This is a genomic window from Bradyrhizobium sp. BEA-2-5, from assembly GCF_032918025.1.
Lineage (GTDB): Bacteria > Pseudomonadota > Alphaproteobacteria > Rhizobiales > Xanthobacteraceae > Bradyrhizobium > Bradyrhizobium pachyrhizi.
The window spans coordinates 3,290,441-3,305,594 of record NZ_CP136629.1 but is presented as its reverse complement, the minus strand read 5'-3'; the positions used below and the strand labels follow the sequence as shown (position 1 = coordinate 3,305,594).

Genomic DNA, 15,154 nt, shown 5'->3' with positions numbered 1-15,154 from the left:
GCTATTCGCTCCGGCTCGCCAGCGCGTTGACGGCAGCAACCGTGATGGCGGAGCCACCGAGGCGGCCTTCGACCGTCAATGCCGGGACCGGCGGATCGGCCATCAGCGCGGCTTTCGATTCGGCGGCACCGACAAAGCCGACCGGACAGCCGATGATCGCCGCAGGCCGCGGGCAGTCGCGATCCTCCAGCATGTTGAGCAGATGAAACAGCGCGGTCGGCGCGTTGCCGATTGCGACGATCGCGCCATCGAGATGCGGCCGCCACAGCTCCAGCGCCGCGGCCGAGCGCGTGTTGCGCATGGATTGCGCGAGCGCAGGAACCTTGACATCTCCGAGCGTGCAGATGACCGCATTGGCCGCGGGAAGTCGTGCGCGCGTAATGCCTTCCGAGACCATGCGCGCATCGCACAGGATCGGCGCGCCCTTTTGCAGGGCCGCGCGCGCGAGCGTCGCCATGCCCGATGTGAAGCGGATATGCGCCTCCAGGCCGACCATGCCGGCGGCGTGGATCATGCGCACCACGACCGGCTCCTCGTCGGACGTAAAGCGGGCCAGATCGGCCTCGGAGCGGATGGTGGCAAAGGACTGGCGATAGATCGCTGCGCCATCGGTCTCGTAGACGTGCGGCATCAATGGCCTCCCGTCAGCACGGAGGGATTTGCGACGAGGTACGAACTGGTCAACCCTCGGAGGACCGGCGCATCCCGCGTCGTGCCGCGGCGGATCAGATCAAAGCCGTCAATTGTCGCAACGAGGGTGACATCCAAAGGACCGGAATGGGCACAGCCTTTGGCGCAGCCAGAGACGTGAAGCCGCGCATCGGGTGGGATATGCCGCGCGAGCGCCGACGCCAGCATACGCGTGTCCGCATGCGCATCGCCGCAGCGCGGTGCGCCGCTGCAGGCGACCACGCGCAGCCTCGGATCGCCGGCATCAGTCACGAGGTCCGCCCCACCGGGCATCCCGCGCATGCCCTCCACCAGCATCATCCGCCACGGCGTCATGCGGAGAGCCCGCGCGCTCGCAGCGAGATCGCGGAGTGTCTGGTGCGGCATTTGCCCGAAGGCGACGCCAACCATCGCGCCGATTGGATAGATGCCCGGCACAGGACTCGACGATTGGCCCACGGGCTCGGCATCACCGCGAAGCGACTGCGGCAGGCTCGCGCCGCCGGCGAGATGAGCCGCCATCCGTCGCCGCTCACCCCTGGTTCCGCCGGAGGTGACAAACCATTCGGCCAGCGCCAGCGCGACCTGCACAGCCTCGCTCCGCATGACCGAAAGCCCGCGCTGTGCGCCATCGGCACGTACCAGCAGTTTACCGTTGCGATCGCGCTCGATCCTGATATCGGCGGACGCCCCCACCAGCATCCGCGCATTGCCATCATCGATTGCGAAGCCGAACTTGGTTGGAAGATCAAGCGAGGCGCCGGCAAGCCCCTGCTCAAGCTCGGTCGCAAGCGAGCGTGTCTCGTCGGCGGCTGTCCAGAACGGCGTCACCAGAATGTTGCGCTGCGCTTCGGTATTCGAGTCCGTGTCCAGCAACCCGAGCTCGGCGAGCCCATCGACCAGGCGCGGATAAGCTTCATCGCTGACGCCGCGGATCTGGAGATTGGCGCGGCTGGTCAGGTCGATCAGGCCGTTGCCGTATCGCGCCGCCAGCTCGGCGATTCCCGCTGCCTGCGCCACGTCCAGCCGTCCGCCGCGCGGGCGAATGCGCACCACGAACCCGTCGCCCGACAGCATCGGGCGCAGCGCGCCGGGACACCAGCCTTTGACTGCGCCCGCGCTCATGAGGCCTCCCGCAGCGCCGCCGCGATCGAATTGCGGCGGGTTCGCCAGAGTGAGGCTTCGTGCAATCTCATGAAGCAGGTTTCGATCGCAGCCAGCGCCGCCGGATTCTGGCGCGCCATGAAGGCCCGGACGTCGTCGTTGCCGAGCGTGGCATCGTAATAGAGGTCGAACAGATGCGGCGGCACGGCGCCCGCGAGATGCGCGAAGGCGGCCATGTGCTCCAGCGTCGCGGTGATCTCGGCGGCGCCGCGAAAACCATGCCGCATCATGCCGGCGATCCACGCAGGGTTGGCGGCACGCACCCGCACCACCCGCGAGATTTCCTCGGTCAACGCCCGGGCATGCGGCTGATCCGGCCGCGTCGCATCGAGGTGATAGAGCGATGGGGCTTTCGTGCCGAGGCGCCGGGCCGCCGCCGCGATGCCCGCCTCGTGCGCGGCATAGTCCGCCGCCAGCAGCAGATCGGTCTCCGGCAAATCCTGGGTGTGAACAAAACCGTCCGCAGCCGCGAGCCGCGCCTCGATGCCGGCGCGATCGGGCCGCATCTCGCCGTCGGATGCGAGAGCCCACGACGATGCCGACAGCCAGGCTTCGCCGGCCGCCTCGCGCGCCTCCTCGGTGAAGACATCTGACAGCGACGCAATGCCAACGCCATAATGTCCGGGGCGAGGACCGAACACGCGCGCGATGCGCTGCCGGTAAGGATTCTCGTCCGCCTCGTCGCTGCGTTCGGACAACGCCTCCGCCGCGGCTTCGAACAACTGGGCCAGCCCTGCGAAGACATCGCGGAACAGGCCCGACACGCGCAGCGTGACGTCGATGCGTGGACGGCCGAGTTCGGCCGGCGCGACAATGTCGTAGCCGGTGACGCGGCCGGAGGCGTGATCCCAGCGCGGCGCAAGGCCGGCCAGGTGCAGCGCCATGGCGAACTCCTCACCCGCCGTGCGCATCGTCGCCGAGCCCCAGAGATCGACGATGAGGCCCTTCGGCCAGTCGCCATGATCCTGCAAGTGACGGCGGAGCAGCTCTTCCGCAAGCTTGATGCCTTGCGCATGCGCCGACGGCGTCGGCACCGCGCGCGGATCGACGGCGAAGAGATTGCGCCCGGTCGGCAGCACGTCCTGACGTCCGCGATAGGGCGAGCCCGATGGGCCCGGCGCAACGCGCCGGCCTGCCAGCGCGGCAAGCAGCGCGTCCCGCTCCGCTTCGCCGCACGCGCCGCGGCCGAACACGTGCAGGCCGTCGCCGAACTGGCTCTCCTTGAGATCGCAGACGAAGCGATCGATCTGCGGAATGGCCTCGGCCGCCGAGACCGACGCGGCGAGACCGAGATCGTCTTCCAGCCCTGCGATGCGTGCTTCGTCACGGATCGCCGCGATCAGGCGCTGGCGGCGGGCGGGATCGAGACCATCGGCGGTCGAATATTCATCGAGCAGCCGCTCGAGCCGGCGCAGGCCTTCCGGCACCGCGGATGTTTCCAGCGGCGGCGGCAAATGGCCGATCGTGACAGCGCCGATACGCCGCTTGGCCTGCGCGGCCTCGCCGGGATCGTTGACGATGAAGGGATAGATGACGGGAAGATCGCCGGTCAGCGCTTCCGGCCAGCAGCTCGATGACAGCGCCACGGACTTCCCGGGCAGCCACTCCAGCGTGCCGTGCGCGCCCATGTGCAGGACGGCGTCACAGCCCTGCTGCCTGAGCCAGAGATAGAAGGCGACGTAGGCATGGCGCGGCGTGCGGGCGAGATCGTGATAGTCGGCGTCGCGCTGCCCCACCTCACCGCGCTCCGGCTGAACGGCAATGACCGATTTGCCGCAGCAGATCGCCGCGAAATGAAATGCGCCGTCACGGCAATCGGGATCGTCCTCCGGCGCGCCCCATGCGCGGCCGACATCATCCTGCAGTTGCCGCGGAAGTCCGGAAAGCGCTGCACGGTAGTCGGCGACGTTCCACGTCAAAGTCCTGCGCAAAAGAATGTCGCCCAGCGACGCCACCGGCTCAACATCAAATCCCGCAGCTCCGAGATCGGACAACAACGCTTCGACCGAAGCCAGCGCGTCGAGACCAACGGCATGCGCGATCTGGTGCGGCCGGCCGGGATAGTTCGACAGCACGATTGCGAGCCGCTTCTCCTGTGCGTGCTTGCTGGCAAGCCGATGCCAGGCGGCCACGCGTGCGGCAATTGCAGCGACGCGCTCGGTATCGGGTCGATGCGCAAGATGCGCGAATTGCAGCTCAGGATCGCGCTCACCAGGCGACTTGAAGCTCACCACGCCCGCGAACAGGCGGCCGTCGACTTCGGGCAGCACCACATGCATGGCGAGGTCGCCAGGCGACAGGCCGCGAAGCGACAAGGCCCAATTCTCGCGCCGCGCGGTCGACAAAGCGACCTGGAACACCGGGCATGATGCGGCGTCGAACGGCGTCGTACCGTCGTCACCGGCCGCGGAGAACGCGGTCGCATTGACGATGGCCGCTGGAGCGCATTGCGCGAACTGAGCGCGCAGCCAGTCGGCCACGCCCGCCGCCTTCAGCGAGGTGACGAAGACACCGTGGGCATCAAAGCCCTTCTCGCGCAATGCATCGATCAATGCATCGACCGGCGCCGTATCGCCTGCCGCGAGGTAGGAACGATAAAACGTCACCAGCACGCGCGGCCGGCCATCCGGTGCCGGCAACGCCGCGACGACACCGCGCCGGGGATCGTAGACGCCGATCTCGGGAAGATCGATCTCGCCGACCACAGGCCCGGCATAGAGTCCGGACGCCAGCGCCAGTTGCGCGATCACGGCCTGCGCGGCAACGGGGCCGCCCTTGTCGCACAGCACCTTCAGACGGCGCAACGTCGAGACCGGCAAGGTCGAGAATTCATCCAGCCGCTGATCGTCGCGGCCATCCGCCGGCAGCACGACGAGGGCGATGCCGCGCTCCTTCGCCAGCCGATGCACCGAGGCCAGCCCGTAGGGCCAGTAGGACTCGCCGCCGATCAGCCGCACCAGGATGCCGCGCGCCTGCGACAGCGTGCGCTCGACATAGGTGTCGACCGACAGCGGATGCCGGAGCTCGGCGAGATTGGCGAGCCGCAGCGACGGCAGGCTGCTCCCGCCGCGCCGCCAGCCGGCCGCGAACGCCGCAAGATCGGAATCCGAATACGAGAGCACCACGAGATCGGCCGGGTCCTGGCCGATGTCTCTTGGCGTCGCGGTCTCCTCGAGACCACGGCTCTCGCGGAAAACGACGTGCATCAGATACCAAGTCCTGACCTGATCGCGGCCTCGTCGATATCGCCATGCTCGCCGATCACGACGAGCTTCGACTGCCTGATACCCGCGCCCCAGGGCCTGTCGAACTGGTGGCGCACGCGCTCGCCGACGGCCTGCAGCAAGAGGCGCATTGGCTTGCCCGCGACCGCGATGTAGCCCTTGGCACGCAGCACGTTCTGCTCGCGCGCCAGACGCTGGACCGAGGCGACCAGCGCATCGATATCCGCGACCTCCGGAAGATCGATCACGACGGAGGCGAAATCGTCGTGCTCGTGCTCCTCCTCGCCGTCATGATGCGACGGCCGCGCCGCGAGGTCGTTTTCCGCCGCCGCCCCGAGCCCGAGGATCACGCGTGCGTCGATCGTGCCGTCGACGACGGGCAACATCGGCACCTCGCGCGGCATCTCGGCCGCGATCACCTCTTTCGCCGCCTTGATCCCTTCCGCCCCGGCGAGATCCGCCTTGGTCAGCAGCACGATGTCCGCGCAGGCGATCTGGTCCTCGAACACTTCCGACAGCGGCGTCTCGTGGTCGAGATTTTCGTCCGCGGCGCGCTGCGCTTCGACGGCAATCGGGTCCGGCGCGAAGCGGCCCGCCGCGACGGCCTCGGCATCGGCCAGCGCGATCACGCCGTCCACGGTGATGCGCGAGCGGATCTGCGGCCAGTCGAACGCTTTGAGCAGCGGCTTCGGCAGCGCCAGGCCCGAGGTCTCGATCAGGATGTGATCGGGCCGCACCGGGCGCGCCAGCAATTTCTCCATCGTCGGAATGAAATCGTCGGCGACGGTGCAGCAGATGCAGCCGTTGGCGAGCTCGATGATATTCTCCTCCGGACAGTTCGCATCGGCGCACGACTTCAATATCTCGCCGTCGACGCCCTCGCTGCCGAACTCGTTGACGAGCACGGCGAGTTTCTTGCCGTTCGCATTGGCGAGCAGATGCTGGATCAGCGTGGTCTTGCCGGACCCGAGAAAACCGGTGACCACCGTCACCGGAACTTTTGCGAGCGAATTCATTCGGCGGCCTCCGGCACGACGGCAATGGGGGGAATGCGGGCAAGCGACTGCTTGCGGAAGATTTCCGGCCTGCTGCGCCAGGGCACGAGGCCGTCGGGCGCAGCCGCATAGGCGGAGGCACCGGCGATCACATCCGCGGCATTATCGGCGGACAGGCGGCCATAGACATAGGACCAGCGGCCGGGCGCGCTGAGCGCGACCGAGCAGCCCTGGCTGCAGGCCGACAGGCATTCGACGGGAACCACATTGACGCCGTCGGGCACGCCGGCGTCGAGGATCGCGCCATGCAGGCGTGCACCGGGCGCGAGCTCACCTTCCGCCGGCGTCTGGCCGGCGCGGCAGGTAATGCAGACATGAAGTGTAACGCTCATCGCCCTTCCTGGATTGACAGCGGGTAGCGATGAGGCACACGAACCGATTTTGGACAGGTTCGTTCCCCGTCGCGGAACACCCCGTCCGCCGGTCCAAAACTCGTCGCGCTGGCAGGTCTCCCGGCTTGCGGAGCAGGGCTTTGCCCTTCGATCCCCGCCTTCCCGATTCCCGCGGGAATCAGTGGCTTCGGGCATCTCTCCGGTCACGGTCGCGGGGGCGGCTGCATTTTGGACCCAAATCTTGCCGATTCGGACCCTATCGCATTCCCTCTTCGCCTGTCATAGGACAGGAACCAACGCCGCACCACCATTCGTCCAAGCCTCGCACTTGTCAAGCCGAAGGAACGTGATGATTTCAGATGGAAACGACGCTGAAGACGGCGCCGTCGGCACCGATCTTTCGCTGGACACGCGCCACGCGGAGAAGATGGCGAAGAAGAAAGCCGCCCGCGACAAGATCATGGCGACCAAGAGCGGCGAAAAGGGCCTGATCATCGTCCACACCGGCAGCGGCAAGGGCAAATCCTCCTCGGCGTTCGGCATGATCGTCCGCTGCGTCGCCCATGGCTTCCCCTGCGCGGTGGTGCAATTCATCAAGGGCGCCTGGGACACCGGCGAGCGCCGCCTGCTCACCGGCCATTTCGGCGATCTCTGCCAGTTCCACGCGATGGGCGAAGGCTTCACCTGGGAGACGCAGGACCGCACCCGCGACATCGCCGCCGCGCGCGCCGGCTGGGAGAAGGCCAAGGAGCTGATCCTCGATGAGAGCTTGCGCATGGTCGTGCTCGACGAGATCAACATCGCGCTGCGCTACGATTATCTCGCGATATCAGATGTCGTCGACTTTCTGACCACGTCAAAGCCGCCGATGACGCATGTCGTGCTCACCGGCCGCAACGCCAAGGACGAGCTGATCGAGATCGCCGATCTCGTCACCGAGATGACGCTGGTGAAGCACCCGTTCCGCTCCGGCATCAAGGCGCAAGCCGGCGTCGAGTTCTGAGACTCTTCGGCGATGACGCGCGCATTGATGATCCAGGGAGCCGGTTCGGACGTGGGCAAGTCGCTCATCGTTGCCGGCCTTGCGCGTGCCTTCACGCGGCGGGACTTGCGCGTGCTGCCCTTCAAGCCGCAGAACATGTCGAACAACGCCGCCGTCACCGTCGATGGCGGCGAGATCGGCCGCGCCCAGGCGCTGCAGGCGCTCGCCGCCGGGGTCGAGCCGCATACCGACATGAACCCGGTGCTGCTGAAGCCCGAGACCGATGTTGGCGCTCAGGTCATCGTTCACGGCAAGCGCATCGCCACGGCGCGGGCGCGTGACTACGCGGCGATGAAGCCATCATTGATGGGCGCGGTGCTGGAGAGCTTTGCGCGCCTGAAGCAGCGCGCCGATCTCGTGCTGGTGGAAGGCGCCGGCAGCCCGGCCGAGGTGAACCTGCGCAAGGCCGACATCGCCAATATGGGCTTTGCGCGCAAGGCGGACGTGCCGGTCGTGCTGGTCGGCGACATCGACCGCGGCGGCGTCATCGCGCAGCTCGTCGGCATCAAGACGGTGATCGACCCCGACGATGCGGCGATGATCCGTGGATTTGTCATCAACAAGTTCCGCGGCGATCCCACGCTGTTCGACGATGGCTACAGGCTGATCGAAGAGCGCACCGCCTGGCGCGGGTTTGGCGTGCTGCCCTGGTTCGTCCGCGCCGGCGAACTTCCGGCTGAAGATGCGCTCGGGCTCGGCGAGGCGCGCAAGCCGGGCCAGTGCAAGATCGCGTTCCTTGCGCTGTCGCGGATTGCCAATTTCGACGATCTTGATCCGCTCAAGCTCGAGCCGGGCGTCGATCTCCTCATGGTGCGTCCGGGCGACGCCATTCCCGGTGATGTCAGGCTCGTCATCATCCCGGGCTCGAAATCCACGCGAGGCGATCTCGCCTTCCTGCGCGCGCAGGGCTGGGACATCGATCTTCTCGCGCACCACCGCAGGGGCAGCCATGTGCTCGGCCTCTGCGGCGGCTATCAGATGCTCGGGCACAGCGTCGCTGACCCTGACGGCATCGAGGGGCCCGCCGGTGAAACGCGCGGCCTTGGGCTGCTCGATGTCACGACCACCATGACCGAACAGAAGACGCTGACGCGCGTCAGCGCGGTGCATGAAGCGACCAGCCAGCCGATCAGCGCCTACGAGATCCATATCGGCCGCACCGACGGTCCGGATCGCGCGCGTCCTTTTGCATCGCTTGACGGCGCGCCGGAAGGCGCCATTTCGAGTGACGGGCGCGTTCACGGCAGCTATCTGCACGGCCTGTTCGCCTCGGACGAATTTCGCAAGGCCTTCCTCGCGCAACTCGACATCGCGGCGGCTGATCAGCCCTACGGCGCCAGGGTCGAGAGCGCGCTCGACACGCTTGCCGGACACATCGAGACCCATCTCGATGTCGAAGGCCTGCTCGCGCTGGCGCGTTAAAGCGAGATGATTCCTGGGTCGAACAGCGACGGCGCTGTACCCCCTCTCCCCGTTCTTCACGGGGAGAGGGTTGGGGTGAGGGGCCGTCTCCGCATATCCGGTGATAGCTGCGTTCGCGGAGACTCCCCCTCACCCGGAACGCATCTGGCGATGCGTTCCGACCTCTCCCCGCACGCGGGGCGAGGCGACGCTGAGATCGTCGCTAGACCGAAGACAACACGGCGGAAAGGCGAGACCATTCGGCCTCGCTGCCCGGCAAGCCGAGCCGCAGCCATCCCGGCTTTTGCTGGAAGACCCGCGACCAGATCTGCGCACGCGCAAGCTTCTCCTGCGCGACCAGCGCATCGTCGGTCTGGTACAGCCGGAACAGCAACGTGCCGCCGACCAGCGTCCAGCCCTGCGATCGCGCCATTGCGTCGAGCCTGACGCAGTCGTCGGCCAGCCGCGCGGCCGTGGCCTTGGCCCAGTCGTGAGCGAGCAACGCGCGCCGTCCGGTCGCAATCGCGGCGCCCGAAACCGGCCATGGGCCCGCCATCGTGGCAAGCGCGGCGATGTCCGCCTCGCTGCCGATCGCGAACCCGAGCCGCAAGCCGGCAAGTCCGTAAAACTTTCCGAAGGAGCGCAGGATCAGGAGCCCCGCGCGTCCTGCTTCCGATGCAAGGGACAGGTCAGGAACGGCATCCGCAAAACTCTCGTCGATGACGAGCCGGCCAACGCGCGGCAGCAGTGCCAGCAACTCGCGCTGGTCATGGCGTCGTCCGTCGGGATTGTTCGGGTTGACGACGACGGCAATGTCCGCACCCGCGAGCGCGGCGAGATCGGACACCTCGGCGACGTCCCAGCCGGCGGCCGACAACACCGCGGCATACTCATTGTAGGTCGGCGCCAGAATCCGCGCCCGCCCCAGGGGCGCCAGATGCGGCAGCAACTGAATGGCGGCCTGCGCACCGCCCATCGCCACGATCGACGCGTCGGTCGCATAGGCCTGCCGCGCGGCGTCGTGCAGCGATTCAAGATCGGATCGCGACGGCAACGCGCTCCAGTGCCGCGGCTCGACTTCGACCAAGGGATACGGCACCCGATTGATCCCGGTCGACAGGTCGATCCAGTCGTCCGCAGCGCCGCCGAAGCGCTGCCGGGCGACATCAAGATTCCCGCCGTGCTCACGCATGCGCCGCTCCTTCATGCCAGCGCCAGGACCAGCAGCGCCCCGGCCAACAGAATCATGGCGTAGCGATAGAGTTTCAGCCCGGTGAGGACATCAGCGCCAGCCGGATCGCGCGCCCCCTCGTTCAGCCAGGGCTCATCGGCGATGTGACCTTGATAGATGCGAGGACCGCTGAGCCGCACGCCGAGCGCGCCGGCCATCGCGGCTTCCGGCCATCCGGCATTCGGCGAGCGATGCCGCTGCGCATCGCGCAACACGCATGACCACGCCTGCGAACGGTTCGGCGCGAGCAGCACGAACAGAAGCCCGGTCAGCCGCGCCGGAATGAAATTGACGACATCGTCGATACGCGCCGCCGCCCAGCCGAACGCTTCGTGCCGTTCGTTGCGATGGCCGATCATGGAATCCAGCGTGTTGATGGCCTTGTAGCCGAGGATTCCGGGCAGGCCGAACAGCGCGCCCCAGAACACCGGCGCGACGATACCATCGGAGGCGTTCTCCGCAAGGCTCTCGATCGCCGCGCGCGCGATGCCGGCTTCATCGAGCATTGCCGGATCACGCCCGACAATCTGCGCAACCGCCGAACGTGCGGCCGCAATGTCGCCGGATACAAGAGGGTTGGCCACCGCGGCGACGTGGTCATGCAGCGAGCGCACGGCAACCAGCGGCCACGTCAGCACACCGACAAGGACAACGCGCACCCATCCGGATGCGAGCACAGACTGAACGGCCCAACCGAGCCCAATCACCAGCGCGATCACCGAAACGGCGGCCGCGACGCCAGCCACGCGACGAAACGCCGGCGGATCGGAGGCGCGGTTCCAGGCGCTATCGACGAGATGGATCAGCCGGCCGAGCCAGGTCACGGGATGGCCGATGCGGGCAAACAGCCACGCCGGCCAGCCGATCAAGGCATCCATCGCCATCGCCACCGCCATCGCTCCCGCAAAACCCACTTGACCCTCTCCTCGCCGCGGTCCCCTGATGCGCAAGACATCGGCCGAGCGCAAGCCCTCCGTGACGGATTTCGGCTTTGTCTTTCTCCGCGATTGGTGGTTAGAGCGTTTCCGAGCGAAGTGCGTACTGGTCGCACAGGAGATGATATGGCCGTCATTCTGATCACGGGGGGAGCCCGGTCCGGCAAAAGCCGGCGCGCCGAACTTCGTGCGCGCAGCTTTCCGGGACAGCCGATCTATATCGCGACCGCCGAGGCGCTCGACGCAGAAATGGATGAGCGGATCGCCAGACATCGCGCGCGGCGCGGCAGCGACTGGATCGAGCGCGAGGTGCCGCTCGATCTGGTTGAAGCGGTGTCCGGGACCGATGGCGCTGGTGCGAGGCTGGTCGATTGCCTGACGCTCTGGCTATCCAATCTGCTGCATGCCGGGCGCGACTGGTCGCAGGAAGTGACTCGGCTGGCGGATGCGCTGTCGCGCCAGCGCGGCCCGGTCGTGCTGGTCACCAACGAGGTCGGTCTCGGCATCGTGCCGGACAATGCATTGGCGCGGGCTTTCCGCGACGCCGCAGGAATCATGAACCAGACTATCGCCGGCATCGCGGACGAGGTTGAGTTCGTCGTTGCGGGCCTGCCGATGAAGCTTAAATGAAGTCCGAGATCGATCCTGCCAAAGGCCCCGCAATGGTCTCATTCGATGATACGTTTCGCCGGCAGCTGCACGAGCTGTTCGTGTGGCGGCGGGACGTGCGGCGGTTCCGAACCGATCCGCTGCCGGATGGCACGATCGAGCGGCTGATCGAGATCGCCTGCCTGTCGCCTTCGGTCGGCCTGAGCCAGCCCTGGCGGTTTGTCATTGTCGACGACGAGGCACGGCGCCGCGCTGTCATCGACGACTTCAAGGCCTGCAACGCCGATGCGCTGCGGTCCTATTCGGGCGAGCGCGCCGCAAAATATGCCGCATTGAAATTATCAGGCCTCGAGGAGGCGCCGGGCCATCTCGCCGTGTTTGCCGAGAAGACCGACCGGATCGGCCACGGCCTCGGTCGCGCGACCATGCCGGAGACGACCGAATATTCCGTGGTCGCCGCGATCACCGCGATGTGGCTCGCCGCGCGCGCCGAGGGCATCGGTCTCGGCTGGGTGTCGATCCTCAATCCGGAACGCATTCATGGCGTTCTGGAAATCCCGGACTCCTGGAAATTCATCGGCTATCTCTGCATCGGTTACCCACAGACCGAGTGCGACCGTCCGGAGCTCGAACAGGCCAAGTGGGAATCGCGGCGAGGTCCGGATGAATTCACCATCCGACGCTGACCGCCTCCCTGCCGGCGACTGCGCCCCAAGCTGTGACGCGCACTGGCGCGCCGACATCGCCTCGCTGGTCTTTCCCGTGCCGGAGCACCGCGCCATCTGCGCCGTGCATCGGGGCGCGTTTCGCACGCTGCTTGGCACCGATCCGACGGTGGACGCATGTCTCGCCCATTTCAGGCGGTTTGAACCAGCCTTCAAGGCAGCCGCACACGCCAAGATCGAGCGCAAGCGCATTCCCCTTGGAACAAATTTGCATCTTACCAGTCGCGACATCACCCGAAAGCTGCTAGAAGCCGATCAAATCGAATGTGGAGAACGACCATGAGCCAGTCCCGGACCGCGCAAACCCAGGTTACTCAAGCTCAGGTCACGCATCTGCCAATCGCTACCCGACAGGTTGGACGGCTTGCACAGTCGTTGATGGCCATGACGCTCGGCCTGTTCATCGTCGGCGTGGTCGGCTTCTCGCACATCGACGTGATCCACAACGCCGCGCATGACGTGCGCCATTCCAACGCCTTTCCCTGCCACTGATCTCGTTGGCATGAGCACGTTTCGCTCGATCGTCTTCTCGTCGGTCATTGCCGGGTTCATCGTCGGCCTGGTCGTCACGGCGGTCCAGCAATTCGGCACCGTTCCCCTGATCCTCAGGGCCGAGGTCTACGAGAAGGCGGCCACGCACAAGCACGAAGCCGCCGCGCCACCGCAGGCGATCCTCGTCCATGATCATGCCGATCATGATCATGGCGCGGAGGCCTGGGAGCCGCGCGATGGTTTGGAACGCAACGTCTATACCGCGGGGGCAAACATCCTGACCGCGATCGGTTTTGCGCTTCTGCTCTGCGGCTTCGTCGCGGTTCGCAGCGGCGCGACCGGCGAGCAGATGTCGTGGCATGAAGGCTTGATGTGGGGCCTCGCGGGTTTTGCCGTCTTCACCATTGCTCCGGGCCTCGGACTGCCGCCTGAATTACCGGGCGTTCCCACCGCTCCATTGCTCTCGCGCCAGATCTGGTGGGTGACGGCGGTGCTGGCGACCGCAGCCGGCCTCGGGCTGATCGTGTTCCGGCGCTCGGTGCCGGCCGCCATCGCCGGCGTGGTCCTGATCATGCTGCCGCATCTGATCGGCGCGCCCGAGCTGGAGCATGTCGAGACCAACGTGCCCTCGTCGCTGTCGCACCAGTTCGTGGTCGCCGTCACGCTGACCAGTCTGGTGTTCTGGTCCCTGCTGGGCAGCCTGACGAGCGCCGCATTCGCCTATTTCGACCGGCAAGGCCCATCGCAAGGCTCATCCGCTCGCGGGTGACAGCCGCTGCCTGAAAAACGCCAGGATCTCATCGCGGGCCGCGATGGTCGGCTGGCCGGCCTCGTCGATCAGATGCACGGTCACGACGCTGTGCGGTGTCGTGACGAAATTCCGGAAGAACGGCGGCACATCGCGATTCGCCGCGCTGTCGGGAAGCACCCGCCCGATGAATCGATCGCCGAGCGCCTCGCGATAGGCCGCAAAGCGCTGCGCCATGCAGAACTTGTCACCCTCAAAGCGATAGGCCAGCACGGTCAGGTCTTCGCGCTCCAACCGCTCGCGCACCGCTTTGACTTGCTCCGGCGCGATCTCGATGCCCGCCGGATCGTTCAATGGCAATGACGGCTGCGAAAGCACCGGCGCCAGCATCGACGGCTCCAGCATCATGGTGAGCGCGAAATTGCCGGTAAAGCACATCCCGATGGCCCCGACACCGGGACCGCCGCATTCGCCATGGGCAAATCGGGCCAGCGCGCGCAGCCATTGCGTCACGGGACTGGACTGGTTTGCGGCCATCGCACGAAACTCCGCGCTGACGCAGGCGCGCTGAAACACCGCGGCACCCTGCTCTGCGCTCGCAATAGCGCCGTCGCGACCGAACAGCGACGGCATATAGATGGTGAATCCGGCATCGCGAACCCAGCGGGCGAAGCGCGCCACATGCGGGCTGATGCCCGGCATCTCCGCCATCACGATCACCGCAGGACCTCCGCCGCCAACATGGACGGCCTTGCCGGCACCATCGAGGGTAATCTGGCGGCGCTCGAAATCCTCGAGCGGATCGTCCTGGGTCATCGGCCGGTTCGGCATCGGCGGTCCTCCTGATCGGGATCGGCAGCGTCTTGGCGTCAGAGTTGCGATTTTTCCACCCGGCAGCTAGTGTCAAAAATGACATTGATCGCGGATTTTATGACATGACCAGGATCGCGGTTGTCGAGATCGACGGCTGCCTCGCGTCGGCGGCCGCCATCACCCACGACGTGCTGGCCACCGCCAACCGGATCAGTACGACGAAGCGCACGCGCTTCGAGGTGACGACGCTGCGTTATGGGCCGAGGCGGCGCGCGGGCCGATTGCGCGGCGCCGACCTCGTCATCGTGCCCGGGCTCGGCTCGGCATCGGCCGATGCACTGGAGCGGAAGCTGGCGACACCGGCATGTCGGCACGCCCGCGACATGCTGGTCACGGCGTTCGAGAGCGGCGCGATGCTCGCCGCGTCCTGCGCCAGCAGCTTCTTGCTGGCGGAGACCGGCCTGCTCGACGGCAAGCGGGCGACCACGACATGGTGGTTCGCGCCGCTGTTTCGGCAACGCTATCCGAAAGTCGAGCTGATGACGGAGCGCATGGTGGTGGCCGACTGGCCGATCGCAACCGCCGGCGCGGCGATGGCGCAGATGGACCTGATGCTCGCGGTGATCGCGCGTTTCGGCAGCCCGGCGCTGGCCAAGGGCTGCGCCAATTACCTGCTGCTTGGCGAGCGGCATTCGCAGGCGCCGTTCATGGCGA

General features: G+C 66.7%; 15 protein-coding genes, 1 pseudogene and 1 riboswitch. Of the genes and pseudogenes, 8 read left to right on the top strand and 8 right to left on the bottom strand.

The window, feature by feature from the left end; genetic code table 11:
• Nucleotide 1: 1 nt before the first annotated feature.
• Genes RX327_RS15220 through RX327_RS15200 form a run of 5 tightly spaced genes read right to left on the bottom strand, consistent with a single transcriptional unit; the run spans nt 2 to nt 6,444 of the window.
• A complete protein-coding gene (locus tag RX327_RS15220; protein WP_317250739.1) occupies nt 2-631 on the bottom strand; it encodes a precorrin-8X methylmutase in 630 nt (209 codons plus the stop codon).
• Nucleotides 631-1,746 carry a precorrin-3B synthase gene (cobG, locus tag RX327_RS15215; RefSeq protein ID WP_317250738.1) on the bottom strand — a complete coding sequence of 372 codons (1,116 nt, stop codon included), beginning with the start codon at nt 1,744-1,746 and terminating at the stop codon, nt 631-633. The genes RX327_RS15220 and cobG overlap by 1 nt, the downstream gene beginning before the upstream one ends.
• 44 nt (nt 1,747-1,790) lie before the next feature.
• Entirely contained in the window at nt 1,791-5,039 is a 3,249-nt protein-coding gene (cobN, locus tag RX327_RS15210) for a cobaltochelatase subunit CobN (RefSeq protein WP_317250737.1), read from the bottom strand.
• Nucleotides 5,039-6,073, bottom strand: a complete 1,035-nt coding sequence (cobW, locus tag RX327_RS15205; RefSeq protein ID WP_317250736.1) for a cobalamin biosynthesis protein CobW — start codon at nt 6,071-6,073, stop codon at nt 5,039-5,041. The genes cobN and cobW overlap by 1 nt, the downstream gene beginning before the upstream one ends.
• Entirely contained in the window at nt 6,070-6,444 is a 375-nt protein-coding gene (locus RX327_RS15200) for a DUF1636 domain-containing protein (RefSeq protein WP_317250735.1), read from the bottom strand. The genes cobW and RX327_RS15200 overlap by 4 nt, the downstream gene beginning before the upstream one ends.
• A 92-nt stretch (nt 6,445-6,536) precedes the next feature.
• Nucleotides 6,537-6,757, bottom strand: a riboswitch (cobalamin riboswitch).
• A 36-nt stretch (nt 6,758-6,793) separates the two neighbouring features.
• Between RX327_RS15200 and cobO the strand changes: the two genes are divergently transcribed.
• Entirely contained in the window at nt 6,794-7,447 is a 654-nt protein-coding gene (cobO, locus tag RX327_RS15195; RefSeq protein WP_410712163.1) for a cob(I)yrinic acid a,c-diamide adenosyltransferase, read from the top strand.
• Between the two features lie 12 nt (nt 7,448-7,459).
• Nucleotides 7,460-8,908: a cobyric acid synthase gene (locus tag RX327_RS15190; RefSeq protein WP_317250734.1), complete on the top strand. Its 1,449-nt coding sequence runs from the start codon at nt 7,460-7,462 to the stop codon at nt 8,906-8,908.
• A 202-nt stretch (nt 8,909-9,110) separates the two neighbouring features.
• Here the strand turns inward: RX327_RS15190 and cobD are convergent, their stop codons facing one another.
• Together cobD and cbiB are read right to left on the bottom strand one after the other, a co-directional pair.
• The gene (gene cobD, locus RX327_RS15185; protein WP_050387163.1) at nt 9,111-10,079 is read right to left on the bottom strand and encodes a threonine-phosphate decarboxylase CobD; all 969 of its coding nucleotides are present in this window, start codon (nt 10,077-10,079) and stop codon (nt 9,111-9,113) included.
• Nucleotides 10,080-10,090: 11 nt separating this feature from the next.
• Nucleotides 10,091-11,032 carry an adenosylcobinamide-phosphate synthase CbiB gene (gene cbiB / locus RX327_RS15180; protein WP_317250733.1) on the bottom strand — a complete coding sequence of 314 codons (942 nt, stop codon included), beginning with the start codon at nt 11,030-11,032 and terminating at the stop codon, nt 10,091-10,093.
• Between the two features lie 147 nt (nt 11,033-11,179).
• Between cbiB and cobU the strand changes: the two genes are divergently transcribed.
• The 5 genes from cobU to RX327_RS15155 are packed head-to-tail and all read left to right on the top strand — an operon-like array spanning nt 11,180 to nt 13,648.
• Nucleotides 11,180-11,683: a bifunctional adenosylcobinamide kinase/adenosylcobinamide-phosphate guanylyltransferase gene (gene cobU / locus RX327_RS15175; protein WP_028331465.1), complete on the top strand. Its 504-nt coding sequence runs from the start codon at nt 11,180-11,182 to the stop codon at nt 11,681-11,683.
• 32 nt (nt 11,684-11,715) lie between these two features.
• Nucleotides 11,716-12,348: a 5,6-dimethylbenzimidazole synthase gene (bluB, locus tag RX327_RS15170; RefSeq protein WP_317250732.1), complete on the top strand. Its 633-nt coding sequence runs from the start codon at nt 11,716-11,718 to the stop codon at nt 12,346-12,348.
• Nucleotides 12,326-12,670, top strand: a complete 345-nt coding sequence (locus RX327_RS15165; protein ID WP_080666910.1) for a hypothetical protein — start codon at nt 12,326-12,328, stop codon at nt 12,668-12,670. The genes bluB and RX327_RS15165 overlap by 23 nt, the downstream gene beginning before the upstream one ends.
• Entirely contained in the window at nt 12,667-12,879 is a 213-nt protein-coding gene (locus RX327_RS15160; RefSeq protein ID WP_202814565.1) for a CbtB domain-containing protein, read from the top strand. Before RX327_RS15165 ends, RX327_RS15160 begins: the two co-directional genes overlap by 4 nt.
• A 10-nt stretch (nt 12,880-12,889) precedes the next feature.
• Nucleotides 12,890-13,648, top strand: coding sequence for a CbtA family protein (locus RX327_RS15155; RefSeq protein ID WP_028331467.1), 759 nt, complete (start codon nt 12,890-12,892; stop codon nt 13,646-13,648).
• On the opposite strand, the gene RX327_RS15150 is transcribed toward RX327_RS15155, so the two are convergent.
• On the bottom strand, nt 13,631-14,458 hold the full coding sequence (locus tag RX327_RS15150) for a dienelactone hydrolase family protein (protein ID WP_050386978.1): 828 nt from the start codon (nt 14,456-14,458) through the stop codon (nt 13,631-13,633). The two genes, RX327_RS15155 and RX327_RS15150, sit on opposite strands and share 18 nt — an antisense overlap.
• 104 nt (nt 14,459-14,562) lie before the next feature.
• Here RX327_RS15150 and RX327_RS39260 point away from each other — a divergent pair.
• A pseudogene (locus RX327_RS39260) lies at nt 14,563-15,009 on the top strand (DJ-1/PfpI family protein); the annotation flags it as partial.
• Between the last annotated feature and the right edge of the window lie 145 nt (nt 15,010-15,154).